Raw genomic sequence first — 15766 nt, 5'->3', positions numbered from 1 at the left:
AACCGTAGATAAAATTAAGAGGTGTATGGTCGAATGAATAAAAATAACACTACAAAGATAAAAACATCTATTATAAAAAAAATAATTTTTTTATATACATTTATTTTTACCATGTCTGTAGTATTGTCAGCATCTATAATTTCAATTAATAAGTCCCAAAAGAATACTCAAGTAATGACTAACAAAGAAAACATATCTAGCCAGAATAGTACGAATAACATTTCTATAAACAATGGAAGTGATACAAGCGTAATTAAACAAAACGGAGATTCTAATGATGATGGAAAGGTTCAACTTACAAGTGAATTAGTGAATAAAATATCATCAGAAGATTACAGACTTCTTTTAGTAAATAAAGATTATCCTTTAGATGATACATATAAACCAGATAACCTGGTAGTTCCTAAGGTGAAAATGCTAGGCTCAGTTGCAAATGAAAATAGAAAGCTTAAAAAAGAAGCTGCGGAAGCTTTAGCAAATTTGTTTAGTGATGCAAAGAAAGAAAAAATTAATTTAATATTTGTATCAGGTTATAGAAGCTTTGAGAGCCAAGCAGATGTTTATGAAAGAAAAGTGAAAAGTGACGGTGCTACAGAAGCTAGTAAGTACGTTGCAAGACAAGGTTCAAGTGAACATCAGACGGGGCTTGCAGTAGATATAAATTCTTCACCTTACTATGATTTAGCTGAAGATTTTGAAAAAACTAAAGAAGGAAAATGGGTAGCAGAAAATGCTTTTAAATATGGATTTGTCATTAGATACTTAAAAGGTAAGAGTGACATAACTGGATATAATTATGAACCATGGCATTTGAGATATGTAGGACAAGAGAATGCTAAATATATGTATGAAAATAATTTGTGCCTTGAAGAATATATAGACAAACTTGCGGCAGATAAAAGAAATTAAGTTATACGGCTGGAGGAATAAACAATGAAAGAAAATAAAGAAAAGAAGAGAAATCTTTTCAATAAAATAAGTTTAAATTTATTTAATTTTATTTTTGCAAACATCATTATTGGATTGATCATTGCTATACCAATGGTCTTTTATGGACCATTTAAAAACATAAAGGAGTTAGTGGTAACCTCTGCAATGACTACGCTTAATCATCAATATTTAGCCACATTATTCCTAAATGAAACAGAGATAAAGAGTATTATGGTAAGCAATAAAATTGATGATAGTAAGAATTCAAATTTGGATGAGATTAGCATTAATAATTCAGTAACTGCTGATAATCAAGGTGATAAAGGAATAGAAGTGAAAGAGATACAAGGTAATTCATTTAGTGGGCATTTGCTGATAGTAAATGATGCGAAGAGAATTCAGCTTGGACTTACTGACAATCTTGGACGTTTTGGTATGAAGCTTGATGACATAGTAAAAAAAGAGAATGCAGTAGCTGGAATAAATGCAGGTGGATTTCAAGATGAAAATGGACAAGGTAATGGTGGAGTTCCAACTGGGATAGTGGTGAAGGATGGAAAGATTGTTTTTGACGATAAATTAGAGGAGAAAGTATCCCTTATTGGATTCAATAAGGATGGTATTATGGTTATTGGAAAGTATAGTAGAAGTGATATAACAAGACTAAATATTAAAGATGCAGTTTCATTTAGTCCGTTTTTGGTGATTAATGGAGAAGGTGTTATTAAAAGTGGAAATGGTGGTTGGGGAATTGCTCCAAGAACAGCCATTGGTCAAAGGAAAGATGGTACTGTACTTATGCTAGTTATAGATGGTAGGCAAATTGGAAGTTTAGGGGCAACTCTGAAGGATGTACAAAACATAATGCTTGAAAATGGTGCCTATAATGCTGCAAACTTAGATGGAGGTTCTTCCACAACCATGGTGGTTGATGGTAAGATAATTAATAATCCTTCTAGTAAAGATGGGGTTAGATTTATTCCAACTTCATTCATTATCAAATAGGGGAGATTTTTATGGCTAAATATATAAAAAATTTAGGACTATATTTTATAATAGCAGTTATTCTTCAAGTTGGAGTTTTGTATTACATTAATAATTTTTACTTAAGTGGTTTTAGTAGCAATAGTGAAGATAAATCAACTGTAGCGGTAAACAGTACTAATACAACAAGTGCAAAATCTAATGATAAAAATGAAGTTGATAATACTATTAAATTTGCAGTTCCAGAAGATTCTACTGAAGTAGAGCTTTCTAAGGAAAATGACAAGATTGCATATATTAAAGATTCTGCTCTTCAAATAGTAGGTAAAACGGAAAATAATACCGTGGATCTCCAAGATCTTAAACTACTGAAATATCAGTGGTTAGATGAAGGTAATTTAGTTATTGCAGCTTCAAAAGAAAATAGTACTAAGATATCTTTTTATAAATATAATATATCCACTAAGGAAAAAGAACTTTTGGCTTCGATTCAACTTAAAGACAAAAAGTCTTCAATTGATAGTATAATAAGCTCTCCACTTAAAGATTTGATATTTGTTAAGGTGGCTTTAAGTAATGGTAGTAGTGAATTGTATAAATTGAATGTAAGAAATGAATTTGAAAAAATAGCTTTAAGAGAAAGTAAAATTCAAGATATTTATTTAATTCCCCATGAAGACAAATTAATATATAATTCAGCTTTAAATAGTAATGTATATGTTACATATTTGGAACAAAAGCTATCTTTAGCGCAAAAGGGCCTTACTAAAATACTTGGAGTGGATAAATCAGAGAACGTATATATAGGATTAGTGAATGGTGGTAATATAAGCAAAATATATTATGGTTCAATAAGTGAAAAAACTTCTTCCTGGAAACAAATATCTTTAAATAATATTGAAAAACCAGAAGATTTAATAGTTGTAGAAAATTCTATATATAAACTTAACAGTACGGAAAATAAATTAGAAAATCTAAATGGGACAACTAGTATTAGCTTTAAGGGGAAGTTCTTAAAGATCTGTAATGGAAAAGTTTTAAGTATAGAAAATGGAAATGTATATATAAATTAATGGATTTTTCTAAAACGCACTACTTGATATAAAGCTAGCAAGTGGTGTGTTTTAGTTTATTTTGAGACTAGGTTTGTAATCATTTATCTAGAGATGTTTAAACATTGAAGTAACATATGTATATGTGTTATAATTTTGAACTAGGTCATTTGTTGAGTTTATAGTATTAGGAGACATTAAAGCTTAATTTTTTGATTAACTGTGTTAATTTGATAAATTAAGATAATTGGGTACCTGAAATATACAATGGAATTTTATTTGTTTTAATATTATGAAGTGTAGCAAAGAAAATTTTGAAAAAGCAACAGATATTATAGAAATTTTAAGAATGGGAGATAAAATAAAGTATGAGAGAAAAATTATTAGAATTAATTTTGATTATTCCAGCAATACTTATTGGATTTACTTTTCATGAATATGCTCATGCAAAAGTTGCAGACATGCTTGGCGATAAGACACCAAGATTCCAGGGGAGACTTACCCTTAATCCTTTAGCACACATAGATCCAATAGGACTAATCATGATATTAATAATGAAGTTTGGATGGGCGAAGCCTGTACAAATAAATAGAAGAGCTTTTAAAAATGGCTACAAAGATGATTTAAAGGTGACAATAGCTGGACCTTTGGCAAATTTATTAGTAGCAATCATTTTCTCAGTTATATTTGGATTAGTCTTTAAATTTTATTTCATGTACAATTATAATGAATATACTGATATCTTAGTTAAAATATTTAATTTAATAATCGTTATAAATGTAAATTTATTTGTATTTAACTTATTACCTTTACCTGGACTTGATGGTTTTGGAATCCTTGAGGATTTATTCCCATCAACTTTTGGTAGAATAGCAGATTCTTTATATAGATACCAAATTGTAATATTTGCTTTAATAGCTTTTGGTGGAGCAAGGTTCTTAAATAAACCAACTGGAATTATATTAGAACTTTGCTCGAAAATAGTTAATGGTATTATTTCATAATCAATTAGGAGGAAAATATGAGACTTAGGAAAAAATGGTGGGCAAGACCAGAATTAGAAGAGGCAAAAAATGTTGTTACGAACCAATCCGAATTTAAAGGAAGATGGAATGAAGCATTTGGTGATAATAATCCAGTGCATTTGGAATTAGGATGTGGTAGAGGTAAGTTTATAAGTGAAAAAGCTGCTGCAAATCCTGATATAAATCATGTTGCTATAGATTTAAAGGATGAAGTGTTAATATATGCCCTTAGAAAGGTAAATGAAGCTGAGGTTCCTAATGTAAGGCTTATACCTATGAATATATCTTTTATTGGTGATGTATTTGATAAAGATGAAATAAGCAAGATTTATATAAACTTTTGTAATCCATGGCCTAAAGAAAGGCATAAGAAGAGAAGGTTAACACATTCAAGCTTTTTAAAGATATATAAATCTTTTCTTAAGCCAAATAGTGAGATTTGGTTTAAAACAGATGATAGAGGGCTTTTTGAAGAATCGCAAGAATACTTTAAAGAGAGTGGATTTACACTAGAATACTTAACCTATGATTTACATAATGATGAGTTCAAAGAAAATATAATGACTGAATACGAAGCAAAGTTTACTTCTTTAGGGATGAAAACAATGTTTTTAATTGCAAGACTTAATTCTTAAGATATTAGAGACTATTATATATAAAATATATGATAGTCTCTATTTTTATCACATAAGGAAAGTCTAAAAATTTTATGCTGGCAAACTTAGAAGTTTAAATTTACTCATAAGCCAAGTTTTTTTATATACATTTGAGTTATTAGTAATTTTTTATACGTGATACATAAAAAGTGTAAGAAAAATTAATAATATAATAAAATAAGTAAATGTATTATATAAATATCAATAAGCAGTTTTCAGTTTATATATTTTATATAAAGGAGTGATAGATATGAGTGAAAATTCAACAAGAACCATAGTAGGAGTTATAAAAGACAGTAATGATGAGATAGAAGCGTATAAGCTTGATAGTGGAGAAATAGTGCAGAAAGAAGAAGCAATCAGTTTAGCTAAAGAAGGAAGAATAAGTGGAGTGCAGGTGTCAACTTCTCGTAAAGGAGAAAAATACCTTAGAAGTAATCCTGATGGCACAAAAAATAATAACTTAGATAATTTACCTGAAATAGAATAATTAAGCTTTAGAATGCCCTCAAAGTTTATAAATAATAAAACTTTGGGGGCATCTATATAGATATCACTGCAATCTGAAAAGTATTTTTAAATATAATAAACTTAAACAATTACTTATTTTGTTTTGATACAAGCAATTTTCTGTTATATATTTCGTGGAATTTATTTCTAGCTCTTAGTGCTTGACCAATTTCTAAAATAAGTTCAGATTCTGATTTCAAAATTAGGTTGATAGTCTCATCGCTAATTGATACATCAAAATCAATTACGGCGCCTTCTAAGCTTCTATCAAGACCTTCAGCAATTCTTAGTAGTATTCCAATACTTTCTACAGCTTCAATATCCAATCTATTAATGATACTTGTAAATTTTATAAAAGGAAGCTGATAATTATTATTTCTATGCATAGAGGCAACTAATGCACTCATTAAAAGCTCTCTATGAGAAAGACCGCTTATTCCTGAATTAAGTATAATATAAAACGAATGTATATGATGGTCGTAATACCTTATACTGATTCCACAATCGTGAAGTAGGGAAGCTGTTTTAATTATATTGTTATATTCATCACCAAGTTTGTGGATTGGTTTTAACTCTTCAAAAAGCTTTTTTGTAATGCTGTAGACTTTTTCAGCATGTTTTTTATTTATATTAAGAGTCTCAATTATCCCTTCAATGCTATAGTCCAGAATGTCATTCCAGGCAGTCGTATAATTATTATTAAGATATTCTTGAACTATACCCTCTCTAAGACCTCTCCCGCAAATTTTGATGTTTTTTATTGAAAGAAGTTCTACCAATTTATTTAAAAGAATTAGTCCGCCGAATATCACATCAGCTCTGTCAATGGATAAACCTTCTACCTTACTTCGTCCTTTTAGGTTTTTACATTTTAATAGATTATATATCTGACAGAGATCATAATCATCAAATGAATAATTATGTAAGGTTCCTATTGGATATCTTTTTGTATGCTTTTGTATTTTTGCAATATTTCTTATAGTTCCTCCAATTCCTATTATACTTTCAAATTCTGTTTCAAAAAGCCAAGGTATATTTTTTATAGTATCTTGGACAAATTTAGTTGCAGCTAAGGAATTGGCATAAGTAATAACATCAGTAAATTCATAGTCATTTGAAAGATTTATACAACCTAAAGGTATAGTTATCTTTTTTATAATCTCATTATTTCTTATCCAAGCTAAATGCGTATGATTGCCACTTATATCCACCATAAGAGAATTATTATAGTAAAGGCTATTTTTTATACTTAGGTGATTATAATATATTTCTTCATCAAAGTTTAAAATCCTTATATCTAACGCTAAATCCCTTTTTATTTTATCTCTAAGGATTTTTTTGTTAGTAGCACATCTTAGTGCTTCTGTTGCAACTAAGATAATCTCAGATGCTCCAGACTCGATGCATAGGGATTTAAAAGCTTTTAATGTTGCTAAAGTCTTTTCAATTTTTTCTACTGAAATAGATGAGGTCTTAGAAATATCTTCTCCAAGTCGTATAGTTTCTTTTATTTCATCAATTATCTTAAAGTATCCTGTATCTTCAACTTGTGCAAGCATTACTCGTACTGAATTAGAGCCAAGGTCAATTACCCCAAATCTTTTCATAGACAAATCTCCTTAATGTAACATATAATAAGATAGTATATAAAAAGTTAAAAGTTTTCAACTGCTTTTGAATTATTATTTTAAAACTATTTTCAAAACTCAAAGAGTTTTAAGCTGTGATTTTGGAAATAAGAAATCTATATTGACAAGAAAATTTTTTTTTGGATATAATATAAATAATTAAATAATTAAAATCTAAGAAAAGAAGAGTACTTTATTCGAGTTTTAAAGCGAACAGGAGATGGTGTAAGCCCTGTAAGATAAGATTAAAGGAAGAGAGCCTTGGAGATGCTGCTTGAAATTAAAAGTAGGGCATGCCGCAATATGCGTTAAATATATGAGTGGGTTTTTTAAACCAATAGAAGTGGTACCGCGGATATAAGTTCGTCTCTAAAAAAGAGATGGGCTTTTTTTACTGCATAGAAGACATAATTCAATGAGATCAGTAGATAAATAGACGAGCAAATTGTGGTAGTTTAATACGAAATAAAATCAACGGCTATTGGCCTTAGGATTTTTATATAAGATATACAGGAGGAGATATTATGGATTACAAAAAACTTACAGCTGAAAGATTAAAAGAGCATTTAGAAATAGATGTAAATACATTAGAAGGATTAATTGAAGTTCCACCAAGACCGGAGATGGGGGATTTTGCATTTCCATGTTTTCAGTTAGCAAAGACTTTAAAGAAAGCACCAAATATAATTGCAGCAGAACTAAAAGATAAGATAAATGTAGAAGGATATGAGAAGGTAGAGAACTTAGGACCATATGTAAACTTCTTTGTAGACAAAGGAACTTTTTCAAAAAATACTGTAAGTAAGATATTAGAAGAAAAAGAGTGCTACGGTTCATCAACAATGGGTGATGGTCAAAATATAATAGTTGAATATTCATCTCCAAACATTGCAAAACCATTCCATGTTGGACATCTTTCTACTACAGTAATAGGTAATTCTTTATACAAAATGTTTTCTTTCGAAGGGTATGATGTTGAAAGAATAAACCATTTGGGGGATTGGGGAACACAATTCGGAAAGCTTATATCTGCTTATAAGAAATGGGTTGATGAAGAAGCTTTAGAGAAGCATCCAATCGCAGAATTATTAAGAATATATGTAAAGTTCCACGATGAAGCGGAAAAGGATCCTTCTTTAGAAGATGAAGGAAGAATGTACTTTAAGAAGCTTGAAGATGGAGATAGTGAAGCTGTTGCGCTTTGGGAAAGATTCAGAAACTTATCATTGAAAGAGTTTAACAAAATATATGAAATCCTGAATGTAGATTTTGATTCTTGGGCTGGAGAAAGTTTCTACAACGATAAAATGGATAGTATAGTAAAAGAACTTGCAGAAAAGGGTCTATTAGTTGAAAGTAATGGAGCTAAGGTTGTTATGTTAGATGAGTACAACATGCCTCCATGCATTGTGTTAAAGTCAGATGGAGCGTCTATATATGCAACTAGAGATCTTGCAGCTGCAATGTATAGAAAGAAAACTTATGATTTTTCAAAGGCTATATATGTAGTAGGAAAGGATCAATCACTACATTTCAATCAAGTATTTAAGGTATTAGAACTAGCAGGTCACGATTGGGCTAAAAACTGTGTACACGTACCATTTGGTATAGTAAGATTTGCAGAGAAAAAGTTATCTACTAGAAAAGGGGATGTAATACTTCTAGATGAATTATTGTCAGAAGCTGTTTCGAAGACTTTGGAAGTAATAAACGAAAAAAACCCAACACTAGAGGATAAAGAAGTAGTAGCTAAAAAAGTAGGAATAGGTGCAGTTGTATTTACTTATTTAAAAAATAGTAGAGAAAGAGATATAGTCTTTGACTGGAAAGAAATCCTTAACTTTGAAGGTGAAACAGGTCCATATGTTCAATATACTTATGCAAGAGCTAAGAGTATATTAAGAAAAGTAGGAGAGGTAACTGAAGAAAGTGACTTTGCAAAACTACAGTCTAAGGAAGAATTTGAACTTGTAAAAACTTTAGATGGATTCCAAAGTAGTATATTATATGCGATTGAAAAACTTGAGCCATCAGTTGTGACTAGGTATGTAATTGATGTAGCAAAAGCTTTCAATAAGTTCTATAATGCACATTCTGTTGCAAATGTTGATGATATGAAATTAAAGAGTGCAAGAATAAAGCTAGTAGAAGCTACTTGCCAGGTAATTAAAAATGGCCTTGGATTGATAGGCGTAGAAACTGTTGAGAAGATGTAAAGATGGAGTTCGTAACAACTCAAAATGTATTGGAACTTGATAGGGCTTTGTATAATAAATATGATTTCAATAATATAGCGTTTATTGATATTGAGGCTACTGGCTTTGATAAAATAAACAATAAGGTTTTCGCTGTTTCAGTAGGTAAGTTTAAAGGTGGCATATTTATAAATGAAATTATATTTTGTGAACACAATGAAGAGAAACAGTTGTTAGAAAAGTTTTTGAAATTAATCAAGGGAAAGAAGATATGGTGCACATTTAATGGATTAGCATTTGATGAACCTTTTATGTTCCAAAGACTTTCGATTAATGGGTTCAAAACTCCAATTATAGATAAGCACATAGATTTCTATAGGGAAATATCTCCCTATAGAAATTCATTGGATTTAGAGGGATATTCTTTAAAAGATATGGAGAAATATCTAGGGATTCAAAGGCAAGATAGCTTCAATGGAAAGGAATGTAGAGATGCATATTTCGAATATTTAAGTACTGGAGATGAAGCTATAAAGAACAAGATAATTCTTCATAATCAAGAAGATGTATCAAATTTACCTCTTTTGTTTCTAATCCTGCAGGATATAGAAGATAGAGGTTTAAAAAGAGATGATATGCTTTCGAAGAACCAAAAGCAATATATAAAATACTTGGTTAGAAAAAAGGGAATAACTTTTGACAAGTCTGTATTGATTAATATGCCTAAGAAAGTAGCCTCAAGAATTATTTATGAGCTAATACAAAATAAAGTAAATATAAATAAGATAGAAGAGATTTTAGAAAATAAAAAAAGTGAGCATCTATGATGCTCACTTTTTTATTGAAATGGTATCAGTTTTTGAATCGTATTTTGGACAATGTGTAGCTGAGCAGCTACTATTGCTGCTGCAATTACATTCTCCTTTAGCTGAACTTTTTACATTTTTAAATAATATAAAACCTGCTACTGCTACAATTATAAGAGTTATTAGTATTTCCATATAAACACCTTCTTTAAAATATTAAATTACCTATAGTAAATACTACAAAGGCTCCTAACCAGGCAAGTACAAATTGATAACCTGCTGAGAAAACTGCCATTTTTGTGCCATACTCTTTTTTCATAGTTCCTAAAGCTGTAACACATGAAGTGTAAAGTAATACAAATACCATAAATCCTAATGCACTTACTGTAGTGAAAGTTGCACCTATAGCTGCATCTAAGTTACCGCCGTATATAACTGTCATAGTAGAAACCACAGTTTCTTTTGCTAAAATACCAGTCAATAATGAAACTGAAGCTTGCCAGTTTCCAAAGCCTAAAGGTGCGAAAATTGGAGCTAAGAAATTACCTATATTAAATAAGAAACTTTGATTTATATCATCAACTTTACCTGAGAAGTTAAAGCTTTGTAAAAGCCATATTAAAACTGTCATTGCAAATATTATTGTTCCAGCTTTTTGTAAGAAGCCCTTACCTTTATCCCAAGTGTTTTTCATAACTGTTCTAAATTCAGGGATTTTATATTCTGGCAATTCAATTATAAATGGTTCTTCATCTTTTTTGAATAAAGTATTCTTAAACAGCATACCAACTAGGAAGGCTACCACGATACCCAAGAAATATAGAGCTCCTACAACTAGTCCTGCTTTTGATCCAAAGAAAAGTGGAGCAAATACTGCATATATTGGTAGTCTTGCATTACAGCTCATAAGTGGTATAAGTAAAGCTGTAAGTTTTCTGTCTTTTTCGCTTTCAAGTGTTCTTGCTGACATTATTGCTGGAACGTTACATCCAAAGCCCATAAGCATTGGAATAAAAGCTTTTCCTGAAAGTCCAGCTTTTCTCATAAGGCTATCCATTATGAATGCTGATCTTGCCATATATCCACTGTCTTCTAATGCAGAAACACATAAGAATAATGCCATAATTATAGGTAAGAATGTCATTATTCCACCAACACCAGCAACTATTCCATCAACAATTAATGATTGGAACCAAGGTGCTGTTCCCGATAAAAGATTAGATAAGAATGGAATTATATTATCATTTAAAAGTCCATCTAATAAATCTGCGAGAGGTTGGCCTACCCAAGCAAAGGTAAATTGAAACATAAAAATCATGATTGCGATAAAAATTGGATATGCTAAAAATGGATTAAGCACTATTTTATCTATTTTATCTGTAAAAGAAAGGTTTCCTTTTCCATTCTTCATTCTTGAAGCATCTATAATTCCATCTATAAAAGTATAAGCATCTTTTTCAGAATCGAAATAATAGTCATTATCATCTATGGTTAGAGGTAATTCATTGTTGACTAACATATTTTTTACATGATCAATACCTTTTTTCTTAGAAGCCACCATAGGAATAACTTTAACCTTAAGTTTTTCTTCTAAGGCTTTATAGTCTATTTTAAAACCTTTCTTTTCAGCGACATCAACCATATTTAGCAAGACAACTATAGGCTTTTTAAATTGTTTAAGTTGAAGAGTAAGATATAGATTTCTATCTAAGTTTGAAGCATCAACTATATTGACTATTAAATCTACATTTTCATTTTCTAAAAAAGATTTTGATACCTTCTCTTCATTTGAAAATGTATCCATGGCGTAAATTCCAGGTAAATCTACAATTTTTATATTATTAAGCTTACCTTCTTTTTTTTCTACTGTTACACCAGGCCAGTTTCCTACATATTGATTCGAGCCAGTCAGTGCATTGAAAAGAGTAGTTTTACCCACATTTGGGTTTCCTAATAGTGCTACTGTAGTCATCAAAAATCCTCCTTTTTGAACATTAATTACTTCTTTAATAGTATATTTTTTGCATCGTTTTTTCTTATTGCTATATTGAAACCTCTTAAATTTATTATTAGTGGATCCCCTAAAGGAGCTACTCTCTTAAGAGTTACTTCGGTTCCTTCGATACAACCTAGTGCTAGTAATCTTTTAACTAATTTATCATCACCAGAAATCTTGTCCACAACACCAACTTGACCTGGTCTTAAATCGTAAACGCACATTCTTTCCACCTCACATTGAAAATCATTCTCAAGAAAATAATACCACCCTGTTAATAAAAAGTCAAGGTAATACACAAAATAATAATATTTTTAAAATAAAGAATATTAAGAAAATAGTTCAGTATCACAATTAAATTGCCGAATAAGATAATAATATATGTAGTAGAAATAGAAGGATTAAAATAATAATTATTCGTAAATAAACATTATTAATAATAAATGATTGTTAAAATATAAACATAACTTTACTTTGCAATAAGTTTCAATATATAATAGAATGCAAAATTATACAAAATACTAATAATTGAACTATAATTTATAGGAGGGGTAATATGAAGAAGATAGCAGCGTTTTTTGATATTGATGGAACATTATATAGAGAAGGCTTAATAACAGAAATGTTCAAGAAAATGATAAAATATGAAATAATAGAGTCAGAAAAATGGTATAATGAAGTTAGGCCTGAATTTTTGAAGTGGGATAAAAGACAGGGAGACTATGATGGATATTTACTAAAGATGATTGATATATATCTTGAAGCTATAAAAGGTCTTTACAAACATCAAATAGAATTTATTGCAAAAAAGGTAATTGAACAAAAAGGTGAAAGGCTATATACATTTTCAAGAGATAGAATTAAGTGGCACAAAGAACAAGGTCATATGCTTATAACTATTTCAGGTAGTCCAGAAGAATTAGTTAAAGAAATGTCCTTAAAACATGGATTCGATGATTATGAAGGGGCAAAATATTTATTGGATAGTAAAGGAAGATACACTGGAGATGTGATGCCAATGTGGGATCATAAAAGTAAAATGGATGCTATAAATTGTTTTGTAAATAAATATGATATAGACTTAAATAATAGTTTTGCCTATGGAGACACTGCAGGAGATTTTACAATGATGAGTCTTGTAAAAAATCCATACTGCATAAATCCTACAAGAGAATTGCTAAACAAAATACAAAATGATAAGGAGGTTAAAGAGAAGATAAATATAATAGTTGAAAGAAAAGATCTTATTTATAGTTTAAAACCTGACAGATTTGAAATTCTATAAGGAAAGAGTGATAAAGTGATAATAAAGGAGCGAGATGTACCCGTAGGGGAAACTGATGATAGTTCCATCATCAAAGTCAATGATGAAGAGTTTGAATGCTCTAAATCAATATTCTTTGATTTAGAGCATTATGTTTATAAGAAACCTAAATGTGTTGGTGTTTTTGGAGCTTGTATATTTGATAAGGAAAAATCAGAGTTATTAGTTACTCAATATATGATTGAGAATAAGTACGAAATTAGAGATATACTTATTTTAGCACAAAAATATTTTATAAAAGCTTACGAAGATGGGAAGAGATACATAGTTACTTTTTCTGGAAACAATGATTTTACTGTCATTAATTATCTATTTAATCAATATGGTGTTGAGTTTAAGTTTGATGATTATTTTGTTTCGGTAGATCTTCAAAAAGAATATGAAAAGCTCATAAAAATGGGAATAGGGCTTAAGGCCTTAGAGAAAAAGTTTGATATAGTTAGGGAAGGCGAATTAATGAGTGGTTCAAACCTAGCTAAAACATTCCATAAGGTTATAAAGGACAAAGATTATATACTGAGAATGCCAAAGGAAAAGGTTGATAAAATATTACAATATAATGAGCAAGACGTGGTCAATCTCTTTCATATATGTATGAATTGGAACAAATACATAAAAGTAGATGAGGGAGATAATAACAGCACCTGTATTAATGAATAATACAGGTGCTGTTATTTTATATTATGTTTTAACAAGTTAATGAAATTAAAATGCGTTTGAATATTATAGGTCTTATTTTACTGTAATGTTATTTCCATCTGATGTAATTACTATTGTACCTGATAGATCAGTTCTATATACTTTTACATTTGCATCTGCAAGAGTTTTTAGAGTTTCTTTATGAGGATGACCGTAATCATTTCCTTTTCCACATGATATGATAGCTATTGAAGGAGAAACCTTAGAAAGAAAGTCTTTTCCAGTAGAACTACTGCTGCCATGATGACCTACCTTTAGAACATCTGCCTTAATATCATATTTTTTTTGAAGCACTTCATTTTCTTCTAATTTTTCAGCATCTCCAGTGAAAAGAAAAGAGTTCTTTCCATAAGTAACTTTGATAATTGGCGAATAGTTATTAAGATCATCGTACTTTGAGCTGTTAGGAGAGAAAACTTCTACCTTAGTATTTTCGCCTAAATCTATATCGCCACCCATCCCAGGTTTTACAACATTAATATTCATGTTTTTGTCCTTTAACGCAAGTAACATATTCTGAAAGGTTTTAGTAGTATTTGTTACTTTAGGAGCATAAAACTTGCCAATATCATACGTTTTTATTATATTAGTCATACCACCAATATGGTCTTCATGTGGATGAGTAGCTACAACATAATCTAATCTTTTGATATTTAGTTTCTTTAAGTATGACAGTAACTTATCTTCATTTTCTTTAGGACCAGCATCTATAAGAAAATTCTTCTCCTTAGTTTGGATCAAAATTGAATCACCTTGCCCTACATCTATATAATGAACTACAAGTTTTCCTGAAATTGAAGTATTCGAAGCATTTGAAGTACTATTTTCTATTTTTGAATTAGAACATCCAGCTATAAATAGAGATAGTAATAAAATTAGTATAATAGGTAATTTAAATATTTTTTTCATGATAATCCTTTCGACTAGTAAGTTAATATAGTGTGTTAAGTATAAATATATATTATAATAAAAGTGGCCTTAACAAAAATAGTGTATTATCAAGTTAAGTAAATGTAAAGGTAAATTACTGAAATCTTGCTTTAAATAAGTCATCCAAGTATAATAATATATGCAAGATATAAGAAAAAGTTTGAGGTGTAATATAGTGAAAATTTATTTTTTGATGATTTGGTATGGTTTATACATGATTTTAGAGTTCTTTAGAGGTGGAATTATATTTGTTCTTAAAAAATTTGGAGGCGAAAAAGCCGCAGATAAATATGTAAGAGATAAGTATGTAGCATGGGCGAAATTTAGTATCAATATTTTAAATCATAAAGTTGATTCAGTGGGAGTGGAAAATATCCCTGAAGGACCATGTGTATTTGTAATGAACCATCAAAGTTTATTTGATATTCCAGCTTTGGTATTAAATGCAGATAGACTAATAGGATTTATTGCTAAGAAGGAATTACTGAAGGTTCCTATATTAGGACAATGGCTCAAGGCTGTACATAGCGTGCCTATTGATAGAGAGAATATAAGAGAAGCTATAAATGTTATTAATAAAGGTGTTGAAAACCTTCAAAATGGGTATTCGATGGCTATCTTCCCGGAAGGAACAAGAGCAAAGGATGGTAAGCTTAAGGAATTTAAAAAAGGAAGCTTGAAGCTTGCTACAAAAGCTAATGTTCCAATTGTACCTGTAACAATAGATGGGTCATATAAAGGATTTGAGGAAAATAATAAATTTAAGAGTACTAATATCAAAATAATATTTGATCAACCAATATATCCGGATAAACTTACTAAGGATGAGCAAAGAGAATTGGCAACAATTGTACATGATAAAATAGAAGCGAATTTGAAAAGAATAAGGTTAGAGTCATAAAATAGGAGCACTGAATAGATTGATGGGTTTTATTAACAATCTATTCGGTGTTTTTTTATTATTATAAAAGCAAATAGTATAACAGTAGGATTTTATTTGAAAATTGATAGTATTTTTAATAAAAAGCTAT

General features: G+C 29.8%; 16 protein-coding genes and 1 other annotated feature. Of the genes, 11 read left to right on the top strand and 5 right to left on the bottom strand.

Annotation, left to right across the window (positions count from 1 at the left end; all coding sequences use genetic code 11):
- Positions 1-33: 33 nt before the first annotated feature.
- From J3477_RS10330 to J3477_RS10305, 6 genes are all read left to right on the top strand, one after another.
- Positions 34-909 carry a M15 family metallopeptidase gene (locus tag J3477_RS10330; protein ID WP_206869880.1) on the top strand — a complete coding sequence of 292 codons (876 nt, stop codon included), beginning with the start codon at positions 34-36 and terminating at the stop codon, positions 907-909.
- Positions 910-933: 24 nt separating this feature from the next.
- A complete protein-coding gene (locus J3477_RS10325; RefSeq protein ID WP_206869879.1) occupies positions 934-1935 on the top strand; it encodes a phosphodiester glycosidase family protein in 1002 nt (333 codons plus the stop codon).
- A gap of 11 nt (positions 1936-1946) precedes the next feature.
- Positions 1947-2987, top strand: a complete 1041-nt coding sequence (locus J3477_RS10320) for a hypothetical protein (protein WP_206869878.1) — start codon at positions 1947-1949, stop codon at positions 2985-2987.
- A 347-nt stretch (positions 2988-3334) separates the two neighbouring features.
- Complete coding sequence (locus J3477_RS10315) at positions 3335-3970, top strand: site-2 protease family protein (protein ID WP_206869877.1); 636 nt, start codon at positions 3335-3337, stop codon at positions 3968-3970.
- A 17-nt stretch (positions 3971-3987) separates the two neighbouring features.
- On the top strand, positions 3988-4626 hold the full coding sequence (trmB, locus tag J3477_RS10310; RefSeq protein ID WP_206869876.1) for a tRNA (guanosine(46)-N7)-methyltransferase TrmB: 639 nt from the start codon (positions 3988-3990) through the stop codon (positions 4624-4626).
- Positions 4627-4897: 271 nt separating this feature from the next.
- On the top strand, positions 4898-5137 hold the full coding sequence (locus tag J3477_RS10305) for a DUF3892 domain-containing protein (RefSeq protein WP_206869875.1): 240 nt from the start codon (positions 4898-4900) through the stop codon (positions 5135-5137).
- Positions 5138-5246: 109 nt separating this feature from the next.
- Here J3477_RS10305 and J3477_RS10300 read toward each other — a convergent pair whose 3' ends face one another.
- Positions 5247-6764: a Ppx/GppA phosphatase family protein gene (locus J3477_RS10300; RefSeq protein ID WP_206869874.1), complete on the bottom strand. Its 1518-nt coding sequence runs from the start codon at positions 6762-6764 to the stop codon at positions 5247-5249.
- A gap of 188 nt (positions 6765-6952) precedes the next feature.
- Positions 6953-7159, top strand: a binding site (T-box leader).
- 150 nt (positions 7160-7309) lie between these two features.
- On the opposite strand from J3477_RS10300, the gene argS reads away from it, so the two are divergent.
- Positions 7310-9001 carry an arginine--tRNA ligase gene (gene argS / locus J3477_RS10295; protein WP_206869873.1) on the top strand — a complete coding sequence of 564 codons (1692 nt, stop codon included), beginning with the start codon at positions 7310-7312 and terminating at the stop codon, positions 8999-9001.
- A gap of 2 nt (positions 9002-9003) precedes the next feature.
- Positions 9004-9807 (top strand): ribonuclease H-like domain-containing protein, encoded by an 804-nt coding sequence (locus tag J3477_RS10290; RefSeq protein WP_206869872.1) that lies wholly within the window; start codon positions 9004-9006, stop codon positions 9805-9807.
- Between the two features lie 3 nt (positions 9808-9810).
- Here J3477_RS10290 and J3477_RS10285 read toward each other — a convergent pair whose 3' ends face one another.
- Genes J3477_RS10285 through J3477_RS10275 form a run of 3 tightly spaced genes read right to left on the bottom strand, consistent with a single transcriptional unit; the run spans position 9811 to position 12006 of the window.
- The gene (locus tag J3477_RS10285) at positions 9811-9981 is read right to left on the bottom strand and encodes a FeoB-associated Cys-rich membrane protein (protein WP_206869871.1); all 171 of its coding nucleotides are present in this window, start codon (positions 9979-9981) and stop codon (positions 9811-9813) included.
- Positions 9982-9994: 13 nt separating this feature from the next.
- On the bottom strand, positions 9995-11758 hold the full coding sequence (gene feoB / locus J3477_RS10280; protein ID WP_206869870.1) for a ferrous iron transport protein B: 1764 nt from the start codon (positions 11756-11758) through the stop codon (positions 9995-9997).
- Positions 11759-11784: 26 nt separating this feature from the next.
- On the bottom strand, positions 11785-12006 hold the full coding sequence (locus J3477_RS10275; RefSeq protein ID WP_200274054.1) for a FeoA family protein: 222 nt from the start codon (positions 12004-12006) through the stop codon (positions 11785-11787).
- A gap of 332 nt (positions 12007-12338) precedes the next feature.
- Here J3477_RS10275 and J3477_RS10270 point away from each other — a divergent pair, with 332 nt between their 5' ends.
- Positions 12339-13067 carry an HAD-IB family hydrolase gene (locus J3477_RS10270; protein WP_206869869.1) on the top strand — a complete coding sequence of 243 codons (729 nt, stop codon included), beginning with the start codon at positions 12339-12341 and terminating at the stop codon, positions 13065-13067.
- 15 nt (positions 13068-13082) lie between these two features.
- On the top strand, positions 13083-13766 hold the full coding sequence (locus tag J3477_RS10265) for a ribonuclease H-like domain-containing protein (protein WP_206869868.1): 684 nt from the start codon (positions 13083-13085) through the stop codon (positions 13764-13766).
- Positions 13767-13838: 72 nt separating this feature from the next.
- Here J3477_RS10265 and J3477_RS10260 read toward each other — a convergent pair whose 3' ends face one another.
- On the bottom strand, positions 13839-14714 hold the full coding sequence (locus tag J3477_RS10260) for a ComEC/Rec2 family competence protein (RefSeq protein ID WP_206869867.1): 876 nt from the start codon (positions 14712-14714) through the stop codon (positions 13839-13841).
- A 196-nt stretch (positions 14715-14910) separates the two neighbouring features.
- Here J3477_RS10260 and J3477_RS10255 point away from each other — a divergent pair, with 196 nt between their 5' ends.
- The gene (locus J3477_RS10255) at positions 14911-15636 is read left to right on the top strand and encodes a lysophospholipid acyltransferase family protein (protein WP_206869866.1); all 726 of its coding nucleotides are present in this window, start codon (positions 14911-14913) and stop codon (positions 15634-15636) included.
- The last annotated feature ends 130 nt before the right edge of the window (positions 15637-15766 follow it).

It is taken from the genome of Clostridium zeae, from assembly GCF_017312485.1.
GTDB lineage: Bacteria > Bacillota > Clostridia > Clostridiales > Clostridiaceae > Clostridium_AR > Clostridium_AR zeae.
The sequence above is the reverse complement of the archived record's forward strand: the minus strand, read 5'-3'. Positions and strand labels throughout refer to the sequence as shown.

Bases quoted from the DNA above. Each gene is read 5' to 3' on its own strand.
- J3477_RS10270 (WP_206869869.1), top strand. From the start codon at position 12,339: ATGAAGAAGATAGCAGCGTTTTTTGATATTGATGGAACATTATATAGA.
- trmB (WP_206869876.1), top strand. From the start codon at position 3,988: ATGAGACTTAGGAAAAAATGGTGGGCAAGACCAGAATTAGAAGAGGCA.
- argS (WP_206869873.1), top strand. From the start codon at position 7,310: ATGGATTACAAAAAACTTACAGCTGAAAGATTAAAAGAGCATTTAGAA.
- J3477_RS10260 (WP_206869867.1), bottom strand. From the start codon at position 14,714: ATGAAAAAAATATTTAAATTACCTATTATACTAATTTTATTACTATCT.
- J3477_RS10315 (WP_206869877.1), top strand. From the start codon at position 3,335: ATGAGAGAAAAATTATTAGAATTAATTTTGATTATTCCAGCAATACTT.
- J3477_RS10300 (WP_206869874.1), bottom strand. From the start codon at position 6,764: ATGAAAAGATTTGGGGTAATTGACCTTGGCTCTAATTCAGTACGAGTA.
- J3477_RS10330 (WP_206869880.1), top strand. From the start codon at position 34: ATGAATAAAAATAACACTACAAAGATAAAAACATCTATTATAAAAAAA.
- J3477_RS10305 (WP_206869875.1), top strand. From the start codon at position 4,898: ATGAGTGAAAATTCAACAAGAACCATAGTAGGAGTTATAAAAGACAGT.
- J3477_RS10275 (WP_200274054.1), bottom strand. From the start codon at position 12,006: ATGTGCGTTTACGATTTAAGACCAGGTCAAGTTGGTGTTGTGGACAAG.
- J3477_RS10290 (WP_206869872.1), top strand. From the start codon at position 9,004: ATGGAGTTCGTAACAACTCAAAATGTATTGGAACTTGATAGGGCTTTG.
- J3477_RS10325 (WP_206869879.1), top strand. From the start codon at position 934: ATGAAAGAAAATAAAGAAAAGAAGAGAAATCTTTTCAATAAAATAAGT.
- J3477_RS10285 (WP_206869871.1), bottom strand. From the start codon at position 9,981: ATGGAAATACTAATAACTCTTATAATTGTAGCAGTAGCAGGTTTTATA.
- J3477_RS10320 (WP_206869878.1), top strand. From the start codon at position 1,947: ATGGCTAAATATATAAAAAATTTAGGACTATATTTTATAATAGCAGTT.
- feoB (WP_206869870.1), bottom strand. From the start codon at position 11,758: ATGACTACAGTAGCACTATTAGGAAACCCAAATGTGGGTAAAACTACT.